19 protein-coding genes are annotated in these 26,142 nt (G+C 58.6%); 15 read left to right on the forward strand and 4 right to left on the reverse strand.

The window, feature by feature from the left end; translation table 11 throughout:
- Positions 1-11 precede the first annotated feature (11 nt).
- The 6 genes from HMPREF2736_RS05025 to galE all read left to right on the forward strand — a co-directional run bounded on the left by HMPREF2736_RS05025 (position 12) and on the right by galE (position 5,480).
- On the forward strand, positions 12-563 hold the full coding sequence (locus HMPREF2736_RS05025) for a DUF3099 domain-containing protein (RefSeq protein WP_083279411.1): 552 nt from the start codon (positions 12-14) through the stop codon (positions 561-563).
- On the forward strand, positions 556-2,097 hold the full coding sequence (locus HMPREF2736_RS05030) for a DUF7782 domain-containing protein (protein ID WP_070829021.1): 1,542 nt from the start codon (positions 556-558) through the stop codon (positions 2,095-2,097). Before HMPREF2736_RS05025 ends, HMPREF2736_RS05030 begins: the two co-directional genes overlap by 8 nt.
- Before the next feature lie 21 nt (positions 2,098-2,118).
- A complete protein-coding gene (gene dtd / locus HMPREF2736_RS05035) occupies positions 2,119-2,553 on the forward strand; it encodes a D-aminoacyl-tRNA deacylase (protein WP_070422352.1) in 435 nt (144 codons plus the stop codon).
- A gap of 118 nt (positions 2,554-2,671) precedes the next feature.
- Complete coding sequence (locus tag HMPREF2736_RS05040) at positions 2,672-3,661, forward strand: sigma-70 family RNA polymerase sigma factor (RefSeq protein ID WP_070422351.1); 990 nt, start codon at positions 2,672-2,674, stop codon at positions 3,659-3,661.
- A 129-nt stretch (positions 3,662-3,790) separates the two neighbouring features.
- Entirely contained in the window at positions 3,791-4,480 is a 690-nt protein-coding gene (locus HMPREF2736_RS05045) for a metal-dependent transcriptional regulator (RefSeq protein WP_070422350.1), read from the forward strand.
- Positions 4,481-4,499: 19 nt separating this feature from the next.
- Positions 4,500-5,480, forward strand: coding sequence for a UDP-glucose 4-epimerase GalE (gene galE / locus HMPREF2736_RS05050; protein ID WP_070816249.1), 981 nt, complete (start codon positions 4,500-4,502; stop codon positions 5,478-5,480).
- Here the strand turns inward: galE and HMPREF2736_RS05055 are convergent.
- Complete coding sequence (locus tag HMPREF2736_RS05055; protein ID WP_083323006.1) at positions 5,477-6,724, reverse strand: DUF4192 domain-containing protein; 1,248 nt, start codon at positions 6,722-6,724, stop codon at positions 5,477-5,479. The two genes, galE and HMPREF2736_RS05055, sit on opposite strands and share 4 nt — an antisense overlap.
- Positions 6,725-6,760: 36 nt before the next feature.
- On the opposite strand from HMPREF2736_RS05055, the gene HMPREF2736_RS05060 reads away from it, so the two are divergent.
- The 6 genes from HMPREF2736_RS05060 to HMPREF2736_RS05085 all read left to right on the forward strand — a co-directional run bounded on the left by HMPREF2736_RS05060 (position 6,761) and on the right by HMPREF2736_RS05085 (position 17,991).
- Positions 6,761-7,813 (forward strand): PAC2 family protein, encoded by a 1,053-nt coding sequence (locus tag HMPREF2736_RS05060; RefSeq protein ID WP_070422405.1) that lies wholly within the window; start codon positions 6,761-6,763, stop codon positions 7,811-7,813.
- A 56-nt stretch (positions 7,814-7,869) separates the two neighbouring features.
- Positions 7,870-10,398 (forward strand): DEAD/DEAH box helicase, encoded by a 2,529-nt coding sequence (locus HMPREF2736_RS05065; RefSeq protein ID WP_070829180.1) that lies wholly within the window; start codon positions 7,870-7,872, stop codon positions 10,396-10,398.
- Positions 10,399-10,502: 104 nt separating this feature from the next.
- On the forward strand, positions 10,503-11,750 hold the full coding sequence (locus HMPREF2736_RS05070; protein ID WP_083279408.1) for an NAD(P)/FAD-dependent oxidoreductase: 1,248 nt from the start codon (positions 10,503-10,505) through the stop codon (positions 11,748-11,750).
- A gap of 203 nt (positions 11,751-11,953) precedes the next feature.
- On the forward strand, positions 11,954-15,385 hold the full coding sequence (locus HMPREF2736_RS05075) for a bifunctional proline dehydrogenase/L-glutamate gamma-semialdehyde dehydrogenase (protein ID WP_070829023.1): 3,432 nt from the start codon (positions 11,954-11,956) through the stop codon (positions 15,383-15,385).
- A 35-nt stretch (positions 15,386-15,420) separates the two neighbouring features.
- A complete protein-coding gene (locus HMPREF2736_RS05080; protein ID WP_083279407.1) occupies positions 15,421-16,932 on the forward strand; it encodes an amino acid permease in 1,512 nt (503 codons plus the stop codon).
- A 30-nt stretch (positions 16,933-16,962) separates the two neighbouring features.
- The gene (locus HMPREF2736_RS05085; protein WP_070422346.1) at positions 16,963-17,991 is read left to right on the forward strand and encodes an ornithine cyclodeaminase; all 1,029 of its coding nucleotides are present in this window, start codon (positions 16,963-16,965) and stop codon (positions 17,989-17,991) included.
- Positions 17,992-18,079: 88 nt separating this feature from the next.
- Here HMPREF2736_RS05085 and HMPREF2736_RS05090 read toward each other — a convergent pair whose 3' ends face one another.
- Positions 18,080-18,604 (reverse strand): alkylhydroperoxidase, AhpD family, encoded by a 525-nt coding sequence (locus tag HMPREF2736_RS05090; protein ID WP_070483800.1) that lies wholly within the window; start codon positions 18,602-18,604, stop codon positions 18,080-18,082.
- An 86-nt stretch (positions 18,605-18,690) separates the two neighbouring features.
- Positions 18,691-19,287, reverse strand: a complete 597-nt coding sequence (locus HMPREF2736_RS05095) for a peroxiredoxin (protein WP_070422344.1) — start codon at positions 19,285-19,287, stop codon at positions 18,691-18,693.
- A 115-nt stretch (positions 19,288-19,402) separates the two neighbouring features.
- On the opposite strand from HMPREF2736_RS05095, the gene HMPREF2736_RS05100 reads away from it, so the two are divergent.
- Together HMPREF2736_RS05100 and hrpA are read left to right on the forward strand one after the other, a co-directional pair.
- Positions 19,403-20,359 (forward strand): hydrogen peroxide-inducible genes activator, encoded by a 957-nt coding sequence (locus tag HMPREF2736_RS05100; RefSeq protein ID WP_070483803.1) that lies wholly within the window; start codon positions 19,403-19,405, stop codon positions 20,357-20,359.
- A 15-nt stretch (positions 20,360-20,374) separates the two neighbouring features.
- On the forward strand, positions 20,375-24,313 hold the full coding sequence (hrpA, locus tag HMPREF2736_RS05105; RefSeq protein ID WP_070829024.1) for an ATP-dependent RNA helicase HrpA: 3,939 nt from the start codon (positions 20,375-20,377) through the stop codon (positions 24,311-24,313).
- Here hrpA and nrdR read toward each other — a convergent pair.
- Positions 24,310-24,771 (reverse strand): transcriptional regulator NrdR, encoded by a 462-nt coding sequence (gene nrdR / locus HMPREF2736_RS05110; protein ID WP_070422341.1) that lies wholly within the window; start codon positions 24,769-24,771, stop codon positions 24,310-24,312. The genes hrpA and nrdR overlap by 4 nt on opposite strands.
- Positions 24,772-25,428: 657 nt before the next feature.
- Here nrdR and lexA point away from each other — a divergent pair.
- On the forward strand, positions 25,429-26,076 hold the full coding sequence (lexA, locus tag HMPREF2736_RS05115; RefSeq protein WP_070422402.1) for a transcriptional repressor LexA: 648 nt from the start codon (positions 25,429-25,431) through the stop codon (positions 26,074-26,076).
- The last annotated feature ends 66 nt before the right edge of the window (positions 26,077-26,142 follow it).

Here is a 26,142-nt window from a genome sequence, read left to right on the forward strand (position 1 = left end):
CCTCGACGCATATGAGCACCAATGAGAACGTTTCCCCCGATTCTGATCCGCGGGACCGAGCCCGTGACGGGTTGTTCTCTAGTTTGAGCCAGGACGACCAGACGGTTGACGCTCAAGCCGAGGATGTCGTCGACTCCTCTGTGCCTCACTCGCGTCGCCGTCGTCGCATGGCCCGCGCTTTGATCACAGACGCGGTGACGAGTCCTGAACAAAACCGGCAGTCTCGTGAGAAGCAGTACGCCATTTTGCAGGGGCTTCGCCTACCGTTCATCCTCGCCGCGATCTGGGCTGCGTGGATGAGCTGGTGGGTGCTGGCGGCAATATTGTTCGTCGTCTCGGTACCGCTGCCTTGGATTGCGGTGGTGTTGGGCAACGCACAGGGCGAGAAGCGGGATGCACGCTCAAAAAACGTGTACAAGCCTGCGGTAGTGCGTGAGGAGATTCGGTTGGAGAATTCTCGTCGTACGGCGCTCGAGAGTTCGTCGTCAAGCACGGCAAACGTGCCCGATATCATCGATCACGACGACGGTGGGGATGATGCAACAGGAGACAACGATGAGTGATTCAGTAACGGTAAGCCCGGAGACAGCGAAAACTCTTGCCCAAGCATTGGCAAAGGCCGGTTTTACGTCCGCAGGGATTGCTGAGCACCTTGGGCCAGCCGCGACGCAGGCGATGTTTCGCGGTGAGCCTGGAGTAGTGCGCCACGCGTGCCAGGATGGGTCCCGTTTGTCGCGGTTGATCCGGTTTTTTATCTTGCGCGAGCCATGCACCGCAGCGGAACTCAGTGATGTGCTGTCGCAAGAGCTTGTGCAGCTGCTTATCGACGACTGCGTGGTCGCCCCTGCAACCGACAATGCCGAACTTCACATCGCACTCGATGTGCGCCCGCATGCGATCGCAGATAAGGAGCGCTTTGTCTTTTCCGATCTCGACGCGTCGATGACCGACATCGTCCCAGGACACGATCATGTTCTCGGCGTTGGCGCCGCTTCCTTATCACTGCTTTCGGCTGCGCCTCAGACACCGGTGTCGTCTGTTTTGGATTTGGGAACGGGTTCGGGGGTGCAGGCACTTGCACAGGCCCACGTTGCTAAGAGAGTTGTCGCGACAGATGTTCACGGTCGAGCGCTGGACTTAGCTCGAGCGACGTTTGCTGCCAACGGTGTAGACAATGTGGAACTGAGGCAAGGAAGTTGGTTTGAACCTGTTGCGGGCGAACGGTTCGACCGCATTGTGGCCAACCCCCCATTTGTTGTCGGACTGCCCGAGGTGGGCCATGTCTACCGCGATTCAGGCTTGGATCTTGATGCGGCCTCCGAGCTCGTTGTCTCCGGCGCAGTGGAACATCTTGCCGAAGGTGGCCGTGCTTTCATCCTGGGTTCCTGGGTGCACAGCAAGGATGCGTCCTGGCAGTCTCGGGTGGCGTCGTGGTTGCCCAGCACAGGAGTGAACGCCTGGGTGCTGCAGCGCGATGTTGTGGATCCGGGGATGTACGTCTCCACGTGGCTTCGCGACGAATCCATCGACCCCCGCTCTACTGAAGGCATCGAACGCACCGAACGGTGGCTGGAGCACTTTGCGCAAACTAACGTCACTGGAATCGGGTTCGGGTGGATCGTCTTGGAAGATATCGGCGATGCCGCAACTGAGGTCACCGCTGAGGAACTATCCCAGCATTTCACTGACTGCTTAGCACCGGAGGTTGAAGAATACTTCCTGCGTAGCGATTGGCTGCGTGGAAAATCCTTCGCCGAAGTTCTTGATGCCCAATACATGCTGCGCCCAGGGGTCGCGCTTGAGGAGGTCAGTTTGGCCGACACAGAAACCGGTATCGGCTTCGCACCCGAGGTCATCCGTGTGACTCGCACGGACGGGCCACGGTTTACCCATACCGTGGATGCTGGGGTGCTCTCCGTTATTCGTGGGCTGCACCCGCAAGGCCTTGCGCTTCGCGACGTCACTGGGCTCTACGCTGCTGCCAACGGTATTAACGACGAAGCTGCACTACATGAACTTGAGCAATCCAGCTCGGCAGCCATAGTTGATCTTGTCCGTCATGGCGTTGTCCTACCCGCAGAAATCGCCGCTATCTGATCAGAAACAGAGGAATATCCTGTGAAAGCCGTCCTGACCCGCGTTTCCGAGGCTTCCGTCACCGTCGACGGCGACGTTGTCGGCGCTATCAATTGCGCTGAGACAGGCGGAATCCTCGCCCTTGTCGGCGTTGGCCGCGAAGACGACGAAGAAGCCTGGCAAAAGATGGCCCGCAAAATTGCAGAACTGCGCATTCTCGACGGGGAAAAGTCCGTTGAAGACGTCAATGCTCCGGTGCTTTTAGTCAGCCAGTTCACGCTTTTAGGCCGCACTGCCAAGGGTCGCCGCCCATCGTGGGGAGACGCTGCCCCTGGCGAAGTTGCGGAGCCAATCATCGCAAAGATCGCGTCGGCACTGCGTGAACGCGGAATTCATGTCGAAGAAGGGCGATTCGGCGCCAACATGCAAGTCCAGAGTGTCAACGAAGGGCCGTTCACCGTGTTGGTAGAAACGTAACGCTCAGTGAATATAAATGGTGCCCGCGGGAACACCTCTTCACCTCGGACCGTTGGTCTATCAGATTGCACCGATGCAACATGAAGTGTTTCACCCCAGTCCGAGGAGGCGTTGTCACATGACCCAGCCGGATCGTGCCACAGAAAAAGAAGAGAACGTCGACCGCGGTAGCCGACGTAATCAGACCAACGACAACCCATCCGCAGACCTTGTACGCGTTTATCTCAACGGCATCGGCAAAACCGCCCTACTCAACGCTGAAGAAGAGGTCGAGCTTGCCCAACAGATCGAAGTTGGCCTCTACGCTCAGCATCTTCTCGACGATCCGGAGGTGAAACTCACCCGGGCAAAAAAGCGCGACCTGACAATCCTCGCTAAGCAAGGCCGCAAGGCGCGCGCGCACCTCCTCGAGGCGAACCTGCGCCTGGTCGTATCGCTTGCGAAGCGCTACACCGGCCGCGGAATGCCACTGTTGGACCTCATCCAAGAAGGCAACCTCGGCCTTATTCGTGCGATGGAAAAGTTTGACTACGCCAAGGGCTTTAAGTTTTCCACCTACGCCACCTGGTGGATCCGCCAAGCAATCACGCGAGGTATGGCTGACCAGTCCCGCACAATCCGCCTCCCTGTGCACCTTGTCGAACAGGTCAACAAGCTCTCACGTATTCGTCGCGAAATGTATCAATCTCTCGGCCGTGAGCCGACGAACGAGGAACTGTCCGAAGAGTCCGGCATCGAAGAGTCCAAGATCGAAATGCTGCTGCGCCAATCCCGCGACCCCGTCAGCTTGGATATGCCGGTCGGTGCAGATGAAGAGGCGCCTTTGGGTGACTTCATCGAGGACGCGGAAGCCACCGACGCCGAAGACGCCGTCGTGACTACGCTGCGCCATGACGACATTCAAGACATCATTAACGGCCTTGAGCAGCGCGAACAGGATGTCATCCGCATGCGCTATGGACTGACTGACGGTGTGCCGCGCACCTTGGACCAGATTGGCCGACAGTACGGACTATCCCGGGAACGCGTACGTCAGATCGAACGCGAAGTCATGGCGAAGCTTCGTGTGGGCGAACGTGCAGACCGTCTTCGCGATTACGCAATGTAGCCATTAGGAAAAACAACAACTACGCCCAGTGATGGGACTTAGGTCACTATCGCTGGGCTACAGTATTTGTCGAACGTTCGTTATAGCAGCAACAGCTGCTGCCTCGTCGAGTGGAAGGAACCAACAACCGTGCGTGACCTCGTCGACACCACAGAAATGTACTTGCGAACGGTCTACGAGCTGGAAGAAGAGGGCATCACTCCCCTTCGCGCTCGCATCGCTGAACGGCTTGAGCAGTCTGGCCCCACCGTGTCGCAAACTGTGGCACGCATGGAGCGCGACGGACTTATCGTTGTTGAGCAAGACCGTTCCCTCTCCCTCACTGAGGAAGGGCGCGCACTCGCAACCGCGGTGATGCGCAAACACCGTCTCGCGGAACGTCTTCTGACCGACGTGCTGCGCCTTGATATTGAGAAAGTGCACGACGAGGCATGTCGCTGGGAACACGTCATGAGCGAAGAGGTCGAACGTCGCCTTGTCGCAGTGTTGGATAATCCCACCCACTCCCCATTTGGTAACCCGATCCCCGCACTGGAAGAGCTGGGAGCACCACAGGGGGTGCCCGAGACACGCGGAACTCGAGCGACCGATCTTCGAATCCAGGAGCCGACCAGAGCGCGTGTTGTGCAGATTTCGGAAATTCTTCAGGTTCCGTTGACAGACGGTGTCTCCCTTGCAGGCATCGGTCACTTCGTCGGCCAAGAAGTGACGTTGACTCCATTTGAAGACGGCGCGCTGGAAGTCAAGACCGCCAACGGAGAAACTGTTGTACTTCCATCTGAGCTGGCACACGCGCTGCGCGTCGAACCGCTCAACTAACGCTTCGAGGAGAAACCCCATGAAACTTGTAGTCACAGGCGGCGCAGGATACGTCGGAAGTGTGTGCGCGCAAGCACTGCTTGAAGCAGGCCACGACGTCACCATTATCGACGATTTCAGCACCGGAAACCGCTACGCTGTCCCTGAGCAGGCTGTGCTCGTTGAGGGAAACATTGTCGATGTTATCGACGACGTACTGGCTGACGGTGACATCGATGGCGTACTGCATTTCGCTGCACGCTCGCTTGTCGGCGAGTCGATGGAGGATCCCGCCAAGTACTGGCATGGCAATGTCGGAGTATCACTCGCGTTGCTCGACGCAATGCGCAAGCACGACGTGAAATCCCTGGTGTTTTCCTCGACCGCTGCCACCTACGGTGAACCAGACACCGTGCCGATTACCGAAGATGCGCCAACACGTCCAACGAATCCCTACGGCGCCTCCAAGCTAGCGATTGACCACGCAATCACGTCCTACGCCAATGCGTACGGCCTCGGCGCAACGAGTCTGCGCTACTTCAACGTCGCCGGCGCACACAACGGTGTTGGTGAAAACCACATCACTGAAACCCACCTCATCCCCATTGTGTTGCAGGTTGCCATGGGCTACCGCGACAAGATCATGATGTACGGCGATGACTGGCCAACAAACGACGGTACTTGCGTGCGCGACTACATTCACATCCGCGACCTCGCCGACGCCCACATGCTCGCTTTGGAAAACAACACGCCTGGCCAACACAAGATCTATAACCTTGGTTCCGGTGCTGGCTATTCGGTGCGAGAAGTTGTGGAGATGTGTCGCGAAGTCACCGGCCATCCCATCCCAGCTGAGGTAGCTCCTCGCCGTGCAGGCGACCCGGCTGTGCTCATCGCGTCGTCCGAAAAGATCAAAAGTGAGCTTGGTTGGAACCCCACCCGCACAGATCTACGCCGAATCGTCGAGGACGCATGGGCGTTCACCCGCGAACTGGGAAGCCGTTCGCACTCGGCGCGTTAACCTCCGAATTCGAGCCACGTGTCTCTGCATGCTCGACTGCTCACTTCAAGAATCTCTTCTGCCTTGCCCGCCAGCATCACTTGCAGCAGCAGATTCGACAGCGCATGACCTGGAACTTCCTCGTCTGCGCACCGCAACGCGGTGCCCGCCCATGCGTACAAGCGTTGGGAAAGGGCAACCATCGCCCAAAGACACAACGCGTTGGCCCGAATGGCTCCGGTGAAGTTCCTCGCGATACACAACATCACCGCGGATGCCCCGAACGGGTACGCAAGCGCGTCGACGATCAAGCAGTCACGCAACCGGCTTCTGCTCAGCATCGCGGCGATAAGTTCAACTTCGTCATCCGACTGAAACACATCGCTCAGTTCAACGTATCCATCCCCGTCAATGATCGAATCCGCTGGCGTTGAGACGAAGAGCTCGCAGGCCCGCTCGACGTCCCGGCGCGCAAGGGCAGGTGCCACTGAGACCAGATCCATTAGGTCAAGGCCTCGTCGATACGCAGCGGGCGCGACCTCGTCGCAACGCACAGCATCGCTGAGCAATAGCGGGTCGAAGTGCTCGAACGTATCCGCGCGATCGAGTTCCGGCAGCAAGCCGTTATCGATGTACGGCCGCATCGCCGGCGACGCGATCACTGAAGCGACCGTACCCGAAGTGAATGTGTCCTCCCACCCCCAGATCTGTGCGTTCTCCGTCTCGTTGGAGAACGCGAGGCGGTACGGGGTGCCATCAGCGACTTCCGAAACTAACCAGCACGCGTCGACCAGTGGCACAATCCCCTGATAACTGTCTCGCAACTCCTTAACGGCCTGTTTGACCATCTCCGAATCAGGGACTCGGCTAATGATCACGCCAAACGTCGCCACACGTTGCGTTATTGGCAGTTGCTCAAGCATGTTGCGAAGCTGCTCTGTGCTGCCCAAATCCGAGCACAAATACGGTCCAACATCCAAGATGTCAGGTTCCCCCGGACGCGCTTGCAAGGTGATCAGCGAAACAGTTTCAGTTGGAAAGTACCCGAGAGTTCCAGGAAGTGATGCAATCAAGTGCGCGGGCGATTGCAATGTGTAGGTGTCGTGGTGCGCCGCGCCAGCACCATCCGATGAATGAGTTCCTTGTGGTTGAGTGTCTGTCATAAATATCAGACGCACTGAAACAGTGTTCGGTTCCATCCAAAAACATAACGGGGAATGTTTTGCTCGCTTCCTTCGTTGTGGTGGGGGAATCAGCGATACCATTTCAGGAGATCTACAACCGTGACTTACGATCAGCAGATGTACGAGCTTGAGTACCCCTCGCCCACCGTGGACAGCACCTCCCAATCGGGCCCGGCGCTGATTATTGCCATGCACGGCTACGCCGACGCAGGTCACGCAGTTGAGTCTGCAGCCGACCATCTTAAGGCCGCGCTAGAGACCCATACGGTGGCGACGTTTAGCAACGACGAGCTCATCGACTACCGCTCACGACGCCCAACGGTGACACTCGCCCATGCTGAAATCGCAGACGTTGCAGACCTGCAACTCGATATGCGGGTCCTGCGCGACAGCAAGGGCAAGTCTTTCTTGCTCCTGTCCGGGCCTGAACCGGATCTTCGCTGGGAAGCGTTTAGCAATGCAGTCGCCGACCTCGTCGAGCGTTTCAACGTGGATAAAACGATCTGCCTCTACGCTGCCCCTATGGGCGCGCCACACACTCGCCCCCTTGTGGTATCAGCACACGGCAACGACACCGACCTCGTCGGCTCGATGTACACCTTCGACGGTATGGTGAGCGTTCCTGGCTCCGCCGCAATTCTCATTGAGCGCGAACTCCACAAGCGTGGGCGAAATGTCGCAGGCTACACAGCGCACGTCCCGCACTATGTCGCTGCTTCTCCGTACCCGCACGCAACTTTCCAGCTCTTGCAGTCGGTAGAGGATTCCACCACGTTGACCTTCCCGCTTGGTTCGTTGGAAGGCGACATGAAGCGGGTCTCCCAGCAACTTGCAGAACAAACGACGAACTCCGCTGAGATCACCCATGTGGTCCAGGCCTTGGAGGAACACTATGACCAGGAGATGGAGGAATACCGTCGCCACCATCCGCAGGCCATGATGCCTGGCGAGGCGCAGATGCCGTCTGGTGAGGAAATTAGCGAGGCTTTTGAGAACTACCTCACCGCCATAGAGGACCGTGACCGCAACCGTGGTCAACAGCGCAGCCTGCCTCACGATGAGAACACTGATCGGCGCTTGCGTGACTACTTCTTCATCGACCCCGACGCTGAAGAAGGTGACGGCGACAGTGACGACGACAGCGAAGGTGACACCGGCGCAACATCCTAAATGCTGATGGGATGTCGGGGCGGTCAGCTACGGTGGTGAGCGTGACGCTCACTGATATGCTCTCCGACATTGCCGAAGCACCTGAGTCCCTCTTCGAGGACGTGGTGTGGGACTCGTTTACCTCGTGGACCGAGTCCCGCGGTATCAGCCTCTACCCTGCTCAAGAGGAAGCTTCGCTAGCGTTGCTCGCTGGCGACAACGTTATCTTGGCCACCCCGACTGGTTCCGGGAAGTCCATGGTGGCCAACGCGGCGCATTTCATTGCCCTCGCCCGTGGACAACGATCGTTTTATACGGCGCCGATTAAGGCACTGGTAAGCGAGAAGTTTTTCGCGCTGTGCGAGATTTTCGGCGCTGAAAACGTCGGCATGATGACCGGTGACGCAACGGTGAACTCCAATGCGCCAATCATTGCAGCCACAGCGGAGATCGTCGCAAATATCGCGCTACGAGAGGGCGAGCATGCACGGATCGACCAGGTCGTCATGGACGAGTTCCATTACTATTCCGAGCCGGAGCGCGGATGGGCCTGGCAGGTTCCGCTCCTCGAGTTGCCAAAGGCACAGTTTCTGCTGATGTCGGCGACACTAGGCGATACTGCGTGGCTCGAGGAGGACCTGACGAAACGCACCGGGCGCACCACCACTTATGTGGGCGGCGCTGAGCGTCCCGTTCCGCTGGATTTCCACTATGTGTTCACGCCGGTGCACGAGACGATTGAGGAGCTGCTCGCCGACGGCAAGGCACCGATCTACGTTGTGCATTTCTCTCAGCGCGAAGCCACTGAACGAGCGCAGGCGCTGACCAGCATGAAAATCATTACGGATGAGGAAAAGCAGCGGATCGCTGAAGAGATTGGCAATTTCCGCTTTACCACCACGTTTGGCAAGACGCTGTCCAAACTTGTGCGTCGTGGCATCGGAATCCACCACGCAGGCATGTTGCCGAAGTACCGTCGCCTTGTCGAACGGCTTTCCCAAACCGGCTTACTGAAGGTCATCTGCGGTACAGACACGCTCGGTGTGGGGATTAACGTGCCGATTCGTACAGTGCTCATCACTGGGTTGGCCAAATACGACGGAACTCGCCAGCGCATCTTGAAGTCGCGTGAATTCCACCAAATCGCAGGCCGCGCAGGTCGCGCAGGCTACGACACCGAAGGCACTGTAGTGGTGGAAGCACCCGAACACGAGATAGAAAACGTAAAGCTGCGCCGCAAGGCGGGTGATGATCCGAAGAAACTCAAGAAGATACGAAAGAAGTCTGCCCGCGACGGTGAAGTTTCCTGGTCTGAGAACACTTTTGAACGTCTGAAGGTCGCTGAACCCGAAGAGCTGACAAGCCAGTTCAAGGTGAGCAACTCGATGCTGCTCAACGTGGTGGCACGCCCTGGTGACGGCTACGAGCACATGCGCAAGTTACTGCGCGACAACCACGACAACCGTGCGAAGCAGAACAGGGACATCCTCACCGCAGTGGAGCTATTCCGTGGGCTGATTAACGCTGGAGTGGTGGAACGTACTCCGGACTCTCCCGCGTTTCGCCCATACACGCTGACGCAGGAGCTCGACCGCGACTTTGCGCTAAATCAACCTCTCGCTCCGTTCGCACTGGCGTTTCTTACCCTGCTGGATCCGGAATCGGATACATACACCCTTGATGTCATCTCAGCATTTGAAGCGATCCTCGACGACCCGAGGCAACTCCTCCAAGCGCAAGAGAAAGCCGCTCGTGGAGAAGAAATTGCTGCGCTAAAGGCTGAAGGTGTTGACTACACCGAGCGCATGGCGATTATTGAGGATGTCACCTATCCGAAGCCATTGACCGACGAGTTGGACGAAGCGTTCGATACCTTCACCCAAGGCAACCCATGGGCGAAGGAGTTCGAGCCGTCGCCGAAGTCTGTGGTGCGGGACATGATCGAGCACGCAATGACGTTCTCCGATCTCATTTCCACATATGGGCTGGCGCGCTCCGAGGGTGTGGTGCTTCGCTACCTCACCGATGCTTGGCGCACGCTCTCCTACTCCATCCCCGATGCCTACATGAACGACGAGCTCGAGGACATCGTCGTATGGCTCGGCGAGATGATTCGTCAGGTGGACTCGTCGCTCATCGACGAATGGGCGCACATGACCGGAGAAGACGAACCTGTCAGCCAGGAAACCATCGACCGAGAGCTGGCGTTTGGTGTACAAGACCCATCCGCACTGACCGCCAACCGTCGTGCGTTCACAATCATGGTCCGCAACTACTTCTTCCGAATGGTCGAACTGTTCGCTTATGAGAAAGAAGATGAGTTGGCCGAGATGCTCGACTACCTAGAAACAGACGAGCGGGTGGATTGGCCGGGGGCGATGGACGACTACTTCGACGAGTACGACGATGTCGATCTTGGCCCAGACGCACGCGGTCCTAAATTCTTCCACATCGGTGATCAATCCGGCAGATCCTGGCAGGTCACCCAGATTATTAACGACCCCGAAGGCGACAACGCGTTCCAGATTCACGGTGTGGTGGATCTCGACGCATCCGATGAAGCGGGTGAGGTTCGGGTCTCCTCGTTGGAGGTTCGGGGGCAGTAGAAGTGCTCGCATGAAACGGAAAGTTCTAATTTGCCCCAAAACACATCCACCCCGGCTAGATTGTGTGGGGCAAACTTTGGTTCTAGCGTGACAAGGAGCACAACGTGACGCGCACAATTGTTGTCGGCGCCGGCATGACCGGTCTGTCAACCGCATGGCATCTGCAGGAATATGGCCATGAGGTGGAAGTTCTCGAACGCATCGATGTTGCGGCCGGTTCTTCCTGGGGCAACGCCGGCTGGTTGGCACCGGGAAAGACGATCCCGCTGTCCAACTCGAGCCTGTGGGCATACGGCCCGACCGCACTGTTTGATAAGCACGCTGCTTTGGATGTGCCGGTGCGTTTCGACCCGAAGCTGTGGCGCTTCTGCGCCAACTTCATGGCACACGCGACGGGACGCGCATGGGACAAGACCATGGCTCGCCTCACTAAGGCAGATATTGCTTCCCTCGCTGCTTTCGACGAGCTCGAAGCAGGTGGTGTGAAGGCCTCCACACATGAGGGTCCGTTCATCATCGGTTTCGAAAACGAGGGCAAAGCCGCCGGCTTCCTCAAGGAAGTCGAAGGCGCTCAGCGTCACGGCCAAGATATTCCTTTCGAGCAGATCACGCTTGACGACGCCCGCACTGACGCCCCGATGCTGACCGAGAAGGTCGGCGCAACCTACCGCATGGGCGGTCAGCGCTTCATCGAGCCGGGTCCGTACTGCCGGGCCATTGCAGATTCGATTATCGAGCGCGGTGGCAAGATCACGACGGGTGTTGAGGTCGTAGAGGTCACCTCCACCCGCAAGCCAGCCGTGAAGCTTTCCACCGGGGAGTGGCTGCAGGCCGACAACGTTGTTTTGGCAACCGGTGCGTGGCTTCCGTCCTTGGCTAAACAGCTTGGTGTGAACACGATGATTCAGGCTGGTCGCGGCTACTCCTTCTCGGTTGAGACAGCTGAGCCTGCTACCTGCCCGGTGTATCTGCCGGATCCAAAGATCGCCTGCACCCCGTACCAGGGTCGCTTCCGCATCGCAGGCACGATGGAGTTCCGCGGCCCGGATGAGCCGTTCCAGCCAGGCCGTATTGCCTCGATGATTCACTCGACGAAGCCGTTCTTCCGTGGCATCGACTGGGAAGATCGCCAGGACGAGTGGGTCGGTTCCCGCCCGGTCACTCCGGACGGTCTCCCACTGGTTGGCGCGACGAAGGTGCCAAACGTGTACACCAACGGTGGTCACGGCATGTGGGGCATCATCCTGGGCCCGCTGTCCGGCAAGATGCTGGCAAAGCAGATTGTGACCGGCGAGATCGACGAGACGATCAAGCCATTCGACCCGCTGCGCGGCCCGTTCGGTGGCCTGTAACGCACCAACGTTTCAAACCCCGTCACTGCACTATGCATGTGGCGGGGTTATTTTTATCCCCCGTTTTCCCCACCCGTCAACGCTGTGCGCTGCAGGTTTCCTCGCACGACTCGTGCGACGGCATCTAATTCCATTGAAAATCGCAGTTGTGCCTTATCTTAATTCCTGTCACATTGGTCAGTTATGAGTGATAAGGAACACAAATGCCACAACTGAGCACCAACCAGATCGCGCCGTCGAATAGCGATGACCTCGAGGCAGTAATCGAGGCAGCTGTTGCTCGCGCCTACCACTGGATGGAAGCTACCGCCGAAGCAGACGCCGACGACGCCTCCACCCAGCAGCTCGCTGAGTTGCTTCGCGACGAAAACGGTGTCCGCTTCACCATGGACTTCGTTGACCGCGTCATGCGCCCGGAAAGCAACCGTGTCGCAGCACACGCACTGCGGGCGATCACGCGCGGTGTCGACGCCCGATTCCTCGGCCAGATCAACTCCCTACTCGTCGGAATTGGTGCTTTCGTCGGCCCATTCCTGCCAAACGTAGTTGTTCCTGCGGCACGTGCCCGTCTCCGCCAGCTCGTTGGCCACCTGGTTCTCGATGCCGAAAGTGACGCACTGAACAAGCTGCTCGACAACGCGCAGCAGCGCGGCGAGCAGCTCAACTTGAACCTGCTCGGTGAGGCCGTCCTCGGCGAGAAGGAAGCAACAGATCGTGCAGAACGCACCCTCAATTTGATCAAGAACCCACGCGTTACCTATGTGTCCGTCAAGGCATCGTCGATGGTGTCGCAGCTCAACCACTGGGGTTACGACGAATGCGTTCGATTGGTCAAGGACCGCATCCGCCCGCTGTACCGCGCTGCGCGCGACCGTAGCCCTCAGGTGTTCATCAACATGGACATGGAGGAGTACCACGACCTGCATCTCACGCTGGACGTGTTCACGCAGCTGCTCAGCGAGGAGGAGTTCAAGGACTACCAGGGCGGCATTGTGCTTCAGGCGTACTTGCCGGACACGCTTGGTGCACTCGAGTACCTGGCCGACTTCGCCCAGAAGCGTGTGGCCGACGGTGGCTCCAAGATCAAGATCCGTCTGGTCAAGGGTGCGAACCTGTCCATGGAACGCCACCACGCTGAAGTCAAGGGTTGGGAGCAGGCTCCGTACCTGACCAAGGATGAGGTGGACGCAAACTACTACCGCCTGCTGGATTTCATCCTGCGCCCTGAGTTTGCAGATGCGGTTTCTATCGGTATCGCTTCGCACAACCTGTTCACGTCTGCGTTGGCATACGAGCTGGCACAGCGCCGCGGTGTCACCGCGATGATCGACTCTGAGATGCTGCAGGGCATGTCCCCTGCGCAGCAGGAAATCGTGCGCGAGGTGTACGGCGACCAGATCCTCTACACCCCGGTTGTCGGCCGCGAAGACTTCGACGTGGCGGTGAGCTACCTGGTGCGTCGTCTCGAAGAGAACGCTGCCCCGCAGAACTTCCTGCATGCCCTGTTCGCTCCGAAGACTGAGGACCGCGATCCGATTAAGGAGCAAGAGAACGTCTTCCGCTGGGCTGTCGGCAACCGTTGGGGCGTGCACAATGGCCCGAACCGCACGCAAGACCGTAATACGGAAACTGAGCGCCACGTCGCACATGCTTCCGCAACGACCGGCCGCTTCTTCAACGAGCCGGATACGGATCCTGCCCTTGAGGCCAACCGTGCTTGGGCGATCAAGCACCTGAGCACTCCGCCATCGATCGACACCGGTGAGGAGATCACCGATCCGGTTGCTATCCGCGACAACATCGCGCGCGCACTCGAGGCGCAGAAGGCGTGGGGCGCGCTGTCCGCGAACGAGCGTGCAGAAGTGCTCGAGGCGATTGGTGACGAGATCGCGCGCCGTCGTGGCGAGTTCATCTCCGTTGCTGCGCACGAGGCTGGCAAGACTGTCGACCAGTCCGACCCGGAGATCTCCGAGGCTATTGACTTCTGCGATTACTACGCAGATAGCGCCCGTCACCTCGACGACATTGAGGCAGAGTTCGAACCGAACAAGCTCACGGTGGTTGTTCCGCCGTGGAACTTCCCGGTCGCTATTCCGACCGGTGGTGTCATGGCGGCGTTGGCGGCAGGCTCCGCTGTGGTCCTGAAGCCGGCACCGCAGGTAACGCAGTGTGCCAAGCTGATCGCGGATTGTATCCAGGCAGTCTTCGCAGAGAAGGGCATCGACCCGGATACGGTGCAGTACGTTCGCGCTGACGAAGGTGAGGCGGGCAAGGCACTGCTTACCGACGACGCCGTGGACGCCATCATCCTCACCGGCGCATCTGAGACAGCCCAGCTGTTTAAGTCGTGGAACCCGCAACTTAACGTCATGGCTGAGACCTCGGGCAAGAACGCCATCATCATCACGCCGTCCGCCGACCCGGATCTGGCGATCAACGACCTGTACCTGTCGGCGTTCGGCCACTCGGGCCAGAAATGCTCCGCTGCGTCGTTGGCAATTCTCGTCGGCTCCGCGGCCGAGTCTGAGCGTATTCGTGGCCAGCTCCTTGACGCTGCATCCACCCTCGTGGTCGGCCCAGGCACCGAGCTCTCCACCACGATGAACGGCTTGATTGAAGCTCCGGGAGAGAAGTTGCAGCGCGGTTTGACCAAGCTCGAACCGGGCGAGAAGTGGTTGCTCCAGCCGAAGAAGCTCGATGATGAAGGCAAGTTCTGGAGCCCCGGTATCCGCGACAACGTTAAGCCTGGCTCCTGGTACCACCAGAACGAGTGCTTCGGACCGGTCCTGGGCATCATGCACGCCAAGGACCTCGATGAGGCTATTGAGTGGCAGAACTCCACCGGCTACGGCTTGACTGCGGGTATTCACACCCTTGACGGCGACGAGATCAATACCTGGCTCGACCGTGTGGAAGCTGGCAACGTCTACGTCAATCGCGGTATCACCGGTGCGATCGTGCAGCGTCAGCCGTTCGGTGGCTGGAAGAAGTCTTCGGTCGGCCCAGGCGCGAAGGCTGGTGGCCCGAACTATGTGGCACAGATGGGCACGTGGCGTGACCGCGATGGTGTGGCTCCGTCGCCGGGCGTGAGCATCTCCGCCGATATCCAGGAGCTGCTGGAGGCGTTCCGCCCGAACGTCGATGCGGAGGACTACGGCTGGCTCTCCCGTGCTGCTGAGTACGACCAGCGCGCATGGGACCGCGAGTTCGGTCGTGGTCACGACCACTCTGGTCTTCGCTCGGAGGCGAACATCTTCCGTTACCGCAACACGCTCGAGCCGGTCGTGATCTACGTCGGTGAGAACTACCGCTTGCGCGATGTCTACCGCCAGCTGCTCGCAGCAGCGATCACCGGCTCCGAGATCCGCATTGTCGCACCTGCAGAGTTCGTCGCGGACCTTGAAGCTGCCTCCATCACTGTGGATGCGAATCGCGTTGAGGGCACTCCTTCTCGCATCCGCGTTATCGGCGATGCCCCGGCAGACATCTACGGCGACATCACTACTGCAGTTTTCGATAGCCCGGCGCTCATCGACGGTCGACGTGAGTTGCTCCCGTACCTACTGGAGCAGGCCATCTCCGCAACCCTGCACCGTTTCGGCGTCATCCACGACCCGGCCGGCATCAGGAACTAGTCCCCCACTAACCGACACAACCCTGGGAGAACCCGATGACTACGAAACCACCACCATCGGAAGCATCAACTCGTCCTAAAGCTGGCGTCATTCCTGACGAAGATGCCGGCTTGCAGAAAGGGCTGTCCACCCGTCAGATCAACATGATCGCAATTGGCTCGGCGATCGGTACCGGTCTGTTCCTTGGCGCAGGTTCGCGCCTTGAGGCCGCCGGACCGTCGCTAGCCCTGATGTACCTGCTCTGCGGTTTCATCGGATACCTCATCCTGCGGAGTCTGGGTGAGCTCATTGTCCACCGTCCAACCTCGGGTTCGTTCGTGTCCTACACTCGCGAATTCTTTGGCGAGAAGGCCGCATACGTCTCGGGCTGGTTGTACTGGTTCAACTGGGCAGCGACCGCCGTTGCTGACGCGACAGCGCTTGCGATCTACATCCGCTGGTTCGGCCAGTTCTACGGTTGGATTAACGACATTCCGCAGTGGGTCATCGCACTTGCGATCATCGCTCTTGTGACGGGGATGAATCTCGTCTCGGTGAAGTTCTTTGGCGAGATGGAGTTCTGGTTCTCCCTGATCAAGGTGGCGTTCCTGCTCACGTTCCTCGCGGTCGGCATCTTCATGGTCATCTTCGGCAATCCGAGTGGTGATCTGACTGGCCTGACGCTCATCTCCGATCACGGTGGCTGGTTCCCGAACGGCGTACTGCCGGCACTGATCGTGATCCAAGGCGTCGTGTTCGCTTACGCAGGTATCGAGCTGCTGGGCACGACCTCTGGTGAGGCAAAGAACCCCCGTAAGGACATCCCGAAGGCGATTAATGCTGTTGTCTTCCGCCTGCTGGTGTTCTACTTCGGCTCCGTGCTCCTGCTGTGCATGCTGCTGCCGTACACCCAGTACTCCGGTGACGAGTCACCGTTTGTGACTTTCTTCAACTCCATCGGCGTGCCGTACGCCGGTCCTATCACTCAGTTGGTGGTCATCACCGCTGCGTTGTCCTCCCTGAACGCCGGCCTCTACTCCACGGGCCGCATCATGTACTCGCTGTCCAAGGCCGGTTCCGCACCGCAGTGGGCAGGCAAGGTCACCAAGGGTGGTGTGCCCTACGGTGGCATTCTGATGACCACCGGCGTCGCCCTGTTCGGCGTTGTGCTCAACTACTTCGTGCCGGAGGCAGCGTTCGAGGTTGTGTTGAATATCGCGGCACTTGGCACGATGGCGTCCTGGGCGGCAATTTCCCTGTCGCACATGCGCTTTGTGCGGCTGGCCCGGCAGGGCAAGTACACCCGTCCGGATTACCGCGCACCATTCTCGCCGTTCACCGATATTGTCTCGCTGCTGTTCCTTGGGCTGGTTGTCGTGCTCATGGCCTTCGACTACCCAATTGGCACCTGGACACTGATTGTGTCGCTGCTGATGTGGCCGGCGCTTGCGTTCGGCTGGTTCAAGGTCCGCGATCGCGTTGAATTCATCTCGCGTTCGCACGTGAACTACGAGCACGTCACTGGTGAACAAGCACCCGACATTGATCCCCCAATCGTTACCCATTAATCCCCTCTTACTTTGAAAGGAAGTTTCCGTATGACTCAACTTGTCGACGTCACCAACATGTGCCGCTGGATCGACCACCACGGTGTGGAGAAGATCATCGCCGGCATCCTCGAATACATCGAAAAGGACTTCGTCCGCTGGGAGGAATTTGACAAGATTCCGCGCGTGGCCAGCCACACCCCTATCGGTGTCATTGAACTGATGCCCACCTCCGACTCAATCGAATACGGATTCAAGTACGTCAACGGCCACCCGTCGAACCCGGCTCGTGGCTTCCAGACTGTGACCGCTTTCGGTTTCCTGGCTGACGTAGACAACGGCTACCCTACGTTTGAAGCCGAGATGACCTTGCTCACCGCACTTCGTACTGCTGCAACCTCCGCAATGGCGGCAAAGTACCTCGCGCGCAAGGACTCTGAAGTCATGGCGATGATTGGCTCCGGTTCCCAGTCAGAGTTCCAGGCGCTCGGGTTCCGTGCGGCATTGGGTATCGAGAAGGTCCGCATCTTCGACATCGACCCGGACGCGATGGAGAAGTTCCGCCGCAATATCGAGCCGCTCGGCATCGAGGTCTACATCGCCGACAGCGTTGAGGATGCGCTCGAAGGCGCAGACATCATTACGACCTGCACCGCCGACAAGGCGCAAAACACCATCCTGGATTACTCCCTGGTTCGCCCTGGTGTGCACATCAATGGTGTGGGTGGTGACTGCCCGGGCAAGACGGAGCTTGATCCGCGCATTCTTGACGACGCCACCGTGTTCGTCGAATTCCCTCCCCAGACCCGCATCGAGGGCGAGATCCAAAACAAGGGCGAGGACTTCGAGGTCGTCGAACTGTGGAAGGTCATCGCAGGCAAGGTCCCGGGCCGCTCTAGCGATGAGGAGATCACACTGTTCGACTCGGTCGGCTTCGCAATCGAGGACTTCTCCGCCCTGCGCTACCTGCGCGACTCGACTGCTGGCACCGACTTCCAGACCTATATTGAGTTGGTCGCCGATCCGGATGATCCGAAGGACCTGTTCTCCCTGACCACCAAGGTGCTCAGCCCCATGTAGAGCGCTCTGCCTAACGACGAAACGCCGCTGGCCCCGAACAGAAAGGTTCGGGGCCAGCGGCGTTTAATCGTCGATACGCGCTAGTGGCTTAGCGTGCGTCTTCGATAGTGATCGTCTGGGCAACAGCCTGGACAACACCGGCAACCTTGATGGACTCCCAGACCTGCTCCTTGGTCAGGCCTTCCTCGCGGACGGTGTTGGCGTGGGCGACGGCGCAGTGCTCGCAACCATTGATGGTGGAAACGGCGAGCGACCACAGCTCGAAGTCAGCCTTTTCCACTCCCGGCTTGGAAATGATGTTCATGCGAAGGCCAAACTTCACGTTGGCGTAGTCGTCACCAAGCCAGCCCTTAGCGCGGTACGCGACGTTGTTCATCGCCATGACAGTGGCCGCACCGAAGGCTGCGTCGATGGCCTCCTCGGAGAGGTGCTCCTTGGCCTCGTCGGTGATCTCGGAGATGACGGTTGCGTTGCGGGTCGCGGCCGCGGAGGCGACGAGCGTGCCCCACAGTTGCTGCTCATTCAGCTCGGTCGAGCGGGTCAGCGAGCCGAGGTTGAGCTTCTGGTCCTTGGCGTACTCGGGAAGTGCGTTGCGCAGGTTATCGATAGACATACGTTGATCCTTTCGGTTGGTATGGGAACGCCCCGCCACTCCAGCGTTAAGGAGCGCGGGGCGGCACGGAAACTAAAGTTCGGGTGCTACTTCAGGGACTCCTGGACCACAGCCATCTTGTCGATGTTCTTGGTCGGGTCGTTCTTCTGCCAATCGCAGGCGCAGACCTCTTCAGACTGCAGAGCGTCGAGGACACGCAGGACCTCGTCGACGTTACGGCCAACAGCGTCCGGGGTGACGGACACGAACTGGATGATGCCGTCCGGGTCGATGATGAAGGTTGCACGGTCTGCGACACCGTCAGCGTTCTCAACACCGAGGGCGCGGATCAGGTCGTGGCGGATGTCCGAGAACATCGGGAACGGGATGTCCAGCAGTTCCTCGTGGGTTGCACGCCAGTTGAAGTGCGAGAACTCGTTATCGATGGAGCCGCCGAGCACCTGGGTGTCGCGGTCCTCGAACTCCTCGTTGAGCTTGCCGAATGCGGCGATCTCAGTCGGGCAAACGAAGGTGAAGTCCTTCGGGTAGAAGAAGATGACCTTCCACTTGCCCTCGTACTTATCCAGGGAGACGCGCTCGAAGTAGTCGTCCGGGGAAGCAGCGTTAGCTTCCTTCAGGTTGCCACCCTTCAGTGCGAGAAGGTCGAACTCCGGAAAACGCTCTCCAACGGTCATGATCGGCATGATGATCCTCCAAAAGAATCTGGTCAAACGAATGTGTTTCGGACGTAAAACAGTATGACACAGTTCGCAGAAGGTTGCAACCAAAAACCTATTAGCCGGTGTAGGATTCATAAGTATGAGCAATCGAGAGTATAAACCGACACTCGCACAGATCCGTACCTTTGTCACGGTTGCAGAACAGAAACACTTTGTGAGCGCAGCAGCGAAACTTGGCATCTCCCAGCCTTCCCTGTCACAGGCTTTGGCGTCGCTTGAAAATGGTCTTGGCCTGCAACTTATCGAGCGTTCCACCCGGCGCGTGATCGTCACCCCCACCGGTGAAGCGCTGTTGCCATATGCGAAGGCAACCCTCGACGCTGCCGATGCTTTTCTTGCCCAGTCGCGCGGAGCGCTCGGCGAGCTCGCCGGCCCACTGAACATTGGCATCATCCCTACAATTGCGCCGTATCTCCTTCCGGGAGTGCTTATTGGGATCGAGGAAAACTACCCGGATTTGGAACCGCGCATCGTAGAAAACCAAACGGATCAACTGTTAAAAATGTTGCGCGACGGGCAACTCGATCTGGCAGTGCTTGCCACTCCGACGCACGCACCAGGTTTGGAGCAATTGCCGCTTTACGACGAGCCGTTTGTGGCAGTGACCAATCCGGACGATCCACTTGCCGGCCGCACCGATCTGGGGCTGGACAGCCTGAAGGACCTCAACCTTTTACTACTGGATGACGGCCACTGTCTCCGGGATCAGATTGTGGAGCTGTGCAAGATCGCTGAGGCAACTCCCGGCGCGCGCAAGCATGCTGTGACACGCGCATCGTCACTGACCACGATCGTCCAGTTGGTCGTGGCAGGGCTGGGGTCAACGTTGATTCCGGCCTCCGCGGTAGGCACTGAGTGCTCTCGCCCCGGAGTCGCTTCCGCAACGTTTGCAAACGGCGTACAGGCGCAACGCACGGTGAGCTTGGTCTACCGCGCGTCCTCGCAGCGTGTTGCGGAGTTCGAGCAGTTAGGGCAACTCGTGAAGGCTTCGTATGAGCGGGCCCTGGAATCAGGTAAATCCCTGCTTCCGCGCTAAGCTCTGCCTCTGGCTATGACTGATCATTCTTCCTCCTCCCCCGCCCCGCCGAAGCCGCAGCTCTACGATGCGCTCGATGCTATACCGATTGCGGATGTTCGACGGTTCCGTAGGCGACTCAAAAATGCGAGCGCGCCGGATGCGCTGCGGGCGATTGGGAAGGATATTGAGAGGGCACGGGGTGTCGTCGAGAAGCGCGATGCTCTGATCCCTGAAATTACTTACCCGGAAAACCTGCCGGTGTCTGCGCGCCGCGACGACATCATGGAACTGGTGCGCGACAACCAGGTCGTTGTTATCGCCGGCGAGACGGGATCGGGCAAGACCACCCAGATTCCAAAGATGCTGCTGGAGATGGGGCGTGGCCGGCGTGGACTGATTGGACACACGCAGCCGCGCAGACTCGCCGCTCGCACCGTTGCGGAGCGCATCGCCGACGAGCTCGGCCAGGACATCGGTGAATCTGTCGGCTACGCCATTCGTTTCGACGACAAAGTATCCCCGTCTACTGCGGTCAAGCTGATGACGGACGGCATCTTGCTCACAGAGATGCAGCGCGATCGCTTCCTCAACGCGTACGACACGATCATTATCGACGAGGCCCACGAGCGCTCACTCAACATCGACTTCCTGCTGGGCTACCTCAAGCGACTGCTGCCCAAGCGGCCGGACCTCAAGGTGATTGTCACATCTGCGACCATTGACCCGGAGGCATTTGCCAGCCACTTCGCCGACGCCGAGGGCAACCCAGCTCCGATTATCGAGGTCTCCGGGCGTACTTACCCAGTCGAAATCCGCTACCGACCACTGGTTGAGCAGATTCAGAAAAAAGACGGCTCCATCAAGGAGATTGACACCGACATGATCGACGGTGTCGTCGCCGCCTGCAAAGAACTTATGGGTGAGGGCAACGGCGACATTCTGTGTTTCTTCTCTTCAGAGCGCGACATCCGTGACTGCATGGAGGCGATTGAGAAGCAGCACTGGCGTGGCGTTGAGGTTGTTCCGCTGTTCGGTCGCCTCTCCAACGCGGAGCAGCACCGTGTGTTCTCCCCACACTCGGGTCGTCGCATTGTGTTGTCGACAAACATCGCCGAAACGTCTCTGACCGTGCCGGGCATCCACTATGTGGTGGACACTGGCCTGGCGCGTATCTCGAGGTATTCGACACGCACCAAGGTCCAACGTCTGCCTATCGAGGAAATCTCCCAGGCTTCCGCGAACCAGCGTTCGGGCCGATCGGGCCGTACCGCCGACGGCATTGCCATCCGCCTGTATTCGGAGGAGAACTTCGAAGCGCGCCCAGAGTTCACTGCCCCGGAGATTCTGCGCACAAACTTGGCGTCAGTCATCTTGCAGATGATCTCGCTGCGGCTTGGGGATATCAATGAGTTCCCCTTCATCCAGGCGCCTGACCATAAGGCGGTCCGCGACGGACTTATGCTGCTGCACGAATTGGGGGCGATCTCGCAAAAAGAACGTGGTGGCGCACCGACCCTCACCAACGTTGGCCGCGATATTTCCCGCATTCCTGTGGACCCCAAGATGGCCCGCATGCTGGTGGAGGCCAATCGCCTCGGCGTGCTCGATGACGTCACTGTCATCGTCGCAGCCATGACCATCCAGGATGTTCGAGAACGCCCCTTGGAGTACCAGGCCCAGGCCGACCAAGCACACGCCCGCTTCAAGGACAAAGAGTCCGACTTCCTGTCATCGCTGAAACTGTGGGATTACATCGGCGATTCCCGCGACGAGCTGTCCGGCAACGCATTCCGTAAGCGTATGAAGCGCGAGTTCCTCCACTACATGCGCATCCGTGAGTGGCGCGATCTTGTCCGCCAATTGCGCGACGTGGAGCGACAGCTCGGCTGGTCTCCCGCCGATAGTGTCGCGGGTGAGCGCGATGCAGCTGCAGTCCACCAGTCGCTCTTGACTGGTTTGCTCTCCAATATCGGCGCGCGTGACGGCAATTCCAAAGAGTTTCAGGGAGCGCGCGGGACACGGTTTATGGTCTTTCCCGGCTCGTCGCTGGCTAAGCGGCCTCCGGAGTTTCTCATGGCCGCTGAACTCGTCGAAACGTCACGGCTCTGGGCTCGTGACGTAGCCAAGATCGAACCTGCTTGGGTTGAGCGTGCCGCCGGCGACCTGCTCAAACACTCCTATTCGGAACCTGTGTGGTCGCGTAAGCGTTCCGCAGCGATGGTCCACGAAAAATCCATGCTTTACGGCGTGACCATCGTGCGTGATCGGCTTGTTCCCTACCACCGGGTGGATCCTGCCGCTGCGCGCACAATGTTCATCCGCCACGCGCTGCTGGAGGGCGATTGGAACCGTCACCATAAGTTCATCGACCACAATGAAGCGTTGCTTGCGGAAGCAGCCGAGGTCGAGGAAAAGGTTCGCCGCCGCGGCCTTGTCGTCGACGAAGATACGTTGTTCGACTTTTACGACGCTCGCCTGCCCGACAATGTCACCACCGCTCGCCACTTTGATTCGTGGTGGAAGAAACAGCGTGCGAAAGACAAGCATTATTTGGACTTCGATCCGAACGCATTGCTTGACGACGACAACGTTGACGCCTCTGCGACCGCCTTTCCCGAGGCCAAGCGCCAGGGCTCCGTGGAATACGCACTGCGCTACAAGTTCGAACCGGGCGACCCGTTTGATGGAGTCACTGTCGAGGTACCCGTGCCACTCCTGGCAAACCTTGACCCTGACGGCTTCGATTGGCTCGTCCCAGGCTTGCGCTCTGAACTCGCTGCCGAGATGATCCGCACCCTACCGAAGGCGTTACGTAAAACCGTCGTCCCCGCCCCCGACTTTGCGCAGCGTGCACTCGAGGTAATGCCCGAGGACGTCAACACGGACATCCCGTTTACTGAAGCGCTCGCCGATGCGCTTCGAAGCGTTGGTGGCCGCGGTATTAACGCCACGGATTTCAACCCCCAGGCGTTGCCACCGCACTTGCAGGTTACCTATGCGGCAATCGACCGCCGCGGCAAGATCGTCGACCACGACAAGGATCTCGCAGCGTTAAAACGCCGTCAGGCGGGCAAGATTAAGTCGTCTGTATCCAAAGCTGGACGCCAATCGGAGTCTGAGTCTGTAAAAAAGTGGACGTCGGACTCGCTCGGCGCTGTACCGGAGACTGTGACCACAACAATCGACGGTAACGAGGTTGATGCTTACCCAGCACTCGAAGCTACAAAAGACGGTGTCAAGGTCACGGTGCACCCGACGAAGGCTGCTGCCGACGCGTCGATGGTCACTGCGACACTGACGTTGCTGTTGCGCGAAATCAGCGTTAATGCGCAGCAGATGACCAAGGGCCTACCGTTGCGCCATAAGGTCGCTGTTGACCGCTATCCCCATGGCGGAGCAAATGGCCTGGTCGAGGATGCTCGTGTATCGGTGATTCGTGATCTGATGATGTCGCACGGAGGCCCGGTGCGCACTCCGGAGGAGTTCGACGCCCTTCTCGCCGAGATTAAGCCACAGGTCTCGGGTGGTGTAAGGCGTGCTGTGGTCAACACTGCTCCAGCGCTTGCCGCGTACGCCGACATTTCGGTGGAGCTCGATCAGTGGGAGGGGCCTGCGATTGATGACATGCGTTCGCAGCTCGCCTTCTATCTCCCCCGTCACGCGATAACGGTTCATGGGGTGCAGCACTTACAGCATTTGCCGCGCTATATCGATGCGATGCGGATCCGGCTGGAGGATATGCGTCTGGACCCGGACCGAGATGCTGACCGCCAGGCAGTTGTCGATGGGGTGAAACGCTACCTTGCTGATCATATGAAGCGACTTCCCGCACAACGGTCGAAGACGCGGGCCTACAAGGATATTCTTTGGCTCATTGAGGAGTTGCGGGTCAGTTTGTTCGCGCAGCGACTTGGCACTCCCCGACCGGTCAGCCAGCGCCGGATTGAGAAGAAAATTGATGCGCTGCGCTAGCGATATTCTTCGCGGTCGCGCCGACGCATAAGCCTGATTTCCGACTCGAAATCGTCGGCACTTTCAAACGACTTATACACAGATGCGAAGCGCAGGTATGCAACCTCGTCAAGCGCACGAAGTGGCTCGAGTACTGCCAAACCAATCTCGTGAGCAGGAACCTGCGAGCTGCCCTGCGCACGCACGATTTCTTCGACTTCTTGTGCGAGGCGCTTCAGTGCATCGTCGGAAACGTCCCGACCTTGACATGCACGCCGCACACCAACGATGAGCTTGTCGCGGTCGAACGGCTCACTTACTCCATTACGTTTGACGACGGTGAGTACCGCGTTTTCAACAGTGGTGAATCGACCACCGCATTCTGTACATTCACGGCGACGGCGAATTGCAGAGCCTGCTTCGACAAGTCTGGAGTCAGCGACTCTGGTCTGTTCGTTATGACAGAAGGGGCAATACATAGGGCTCAGACTACCCCTCTAGCGGACCACCTCAGAGTCTGCGATGAAAACCGGCTGGGACGACCCCGGCACCTGGCCTGCATCACTAAACACTCCACCAAACGCAGAGCCGGCTAAAAGCGCTCCAGTCAGCAACGCTGCTAAGACGAAACCTTCCTTGCCCTCGCGGTGAGATTCGAATGCCTCAGATACATATTCCCGACGTCCATGACCTAGGTTCTCTGTACGCTCACCCTTTCGATCAATAACGTCAAGCGTTCGAACACCGCTATAAACACCGCTACGATCTCGTCCTGGATTAAGGTCCCACACCTCGACCGGCTGCGCTAACCGAGGCGTCCGAGATACACCGCAATCGCTCCCATACCCACTGTTCACTGCTGGATTAATCGTTACCGACATTTCACTCTCCTTCAATCTCGTGCACCACTGTACGAATGCACTCGACATGTTCGAATATGTAATCGTTTGTATGTTCGATTCCGCTTACATGTTCGATTTATAGCAAAGCGAGCAAATACTGTCTAGCCCAAAGTGGAAAATATCGAACAAACTTGCCCTATCTGGTAGGTTCTATGCCTACAGACCTAGAAACAGAGACACGCGGAAAGAGGAAAAGCAGTGGCAAAGAAAAAATCTGACGCAGGCAATCTCGACATGAGCACACTTTCAGACAGGCAACGTCGAATCCTTCAGGTCATCCAAGACGCCGTTGTACTCCGCGGCTACCCGCCAAGCATCCGTGAGATCGGCGACGCTACCGGGCTGCAATCAACCTCATCCGTGGCATACCAGCTCAAGGAACTGGAGAAGAAGGGATTCCTGCGCCGCGACCCCAATAAGCCGCGTGCCGTGGATCTGCGCCACCTGCAACAGACAACCAAACCGAAGCGCAAGACCCCCCAGCAGGACACACCCGAGGACGCCACTCCCGCGCGTTACGTTCCAGTTTTGGGACAGATAGCAGCTGGCGCGCCAATCCTGGCCGAAGAAAACGTCGACACGTATTACCCACTTCCTAGTGACCTACTCGGCGATGGCGACGTTTTCATGCTTCAGGTTGTTGGAGAGTCCATGCGCGATGCTGGCATCCTCAACGGCGACTGGGTTGTTGTACGTTCGCAGCCTGTTGCCGAGGAAGGCGAGTTCGTCGCTGCATTGCTTGACGGCGAGGCGACAGTCAAAGAGTTCCACCGCGATTCCACCGGTGTGTGGCTCCTTCCCCACAATGATGCTTTTGCCCCAATCAAGGGCGATAACGCAGAGATCATGGGGCGTGTTATTTCCGTTTTCCGCACTCTTTAGCGGGAATTTGCCCTCCTTTAGGGGCAAAACAAACACAATCGCAGACATCCGGGCATGAATGTCTGA

Origin of the sequence: Corynebacterium sp. HMSC036E10 (assembly GCF_001836265.1) — a bacterium.
GTDB lineage: Bacteria > Actinomycetota > Actinomycetes > Mycobacteriales > Mycobacteriaceae > Corynebacterium > Corynebacterium coyleae.

Bases quoted from the DNA above. Each gene is read 5' to 3' on its own strand.
- HMPREF2736_RS05025 (WP_083279411.1), top strand. From the start codon at position 12: ATGAGCACCAATGAGAACGTTTCCCCCGATTCTGATCCGCGGGACCGA.
- HMPREF2736_RS05030 (WP_070829021.1), top strand. From the start codon at position 556: ATGAGTGATTCAGTAACGGTAAGCCCGGAGACAGCGAAAACTCTTGCC.
- HMPREF2736_RS05040 (WP_070422351.1), top strand. From the start codon at position 2,672: ATGACCCAGCCGGATCGTGCCACAGAAAAAGAAGAGAACGTCGACCGC.
- galE (WP_070816249.1), top strand. From the start codon at position 4,500: ATGAAACTTGTAGTCACAGGCGGCGCAGGATACGTCGGAAGTGTGTGC.
- HMPREF2736_RS05055 (WP_083323006.1), bottom strand. From the start codon at position 6,724: ATGGTATCGCTGATTCCCCCACCACAACGAAGGAAGCGAGCAAAACAT.
- HMPREF2736_RS05060 (WP_070422405.1), top strand. From the start codon at position 6,761: ATGTACGAGCTTGAGTACCCCTCGCCCACCGTGGACAGCACCTCCCAA.
- HMPREF2736_RS05065 (WP_070829180.1), top strand. From the start codon at position 7,870: ATGCTCTCCGACATTGCCGAAGCACCTGAGTCCCTCTTCGAGGACGTG.
- HMPREF2736_RS05075 (WP_070829023.1), top strand. From the start codon at position 11,954: ATGCCACAACTGAGCACCAACCAGATCGCGCCGTCGAATAGCGATGAC.
- HMPREF2736_RS05080 (WP_083279407.1), top strand. From the start codon at position 15,421: ATGACTACGAAACCACCACCATCGGAAGCATCAACTCGTCCTAAAGCT.
- HMPREF2736_RS05085 (WP_070422346.1), top strand. From the start codon at position 16,963: ATGACTCAACTTGTCGACGTCACCAACATGTGCCGCTGGATCGACCAC.
- HMPREF2736_RS05090 (WP_070483800.1), bottom strand. From the start codon at position 18,604: ATGTCTATCGATAACCTGCGCAACGCACTTCCCGAGTACGCCAAGGAC.
- HMPREF2736_RS05095 (WP_070422344.1), bottom strand. From the start codon at position 19,287: ATGCCGATCATGACCGTTGGAGAGCGTTTTCCGGAGTTCGACCTTCTC.
- HMPREF2736_RS05100 (WP_070483803.1), top strand. From the start codon at position 19,403: ATGAGCAATCGAGAGTATAAACCGACACTCGCACAGATCCGTACCTTT.
- hrpA (WP_070829024.1), top strand. From the start codon at position 20,375: ATGACTGATCATTCTTCCTCCTCCCCCGCCCCGCCGAAGCCGCAGCTC.
- nrdR (WP_070422341.1), bottom strand. From the start codon at position 24,771: ATGTATTGCCCCTTCTGTCATAACGAACAGACCAGAGTCGCTGACTCC.
- lexA (WP_070422402.1), top strand. From the start codon at position 25,429: ATGAGCACACTTTCAGACAGGCAACGTCGAATCCTTCAGGTCATCCAA.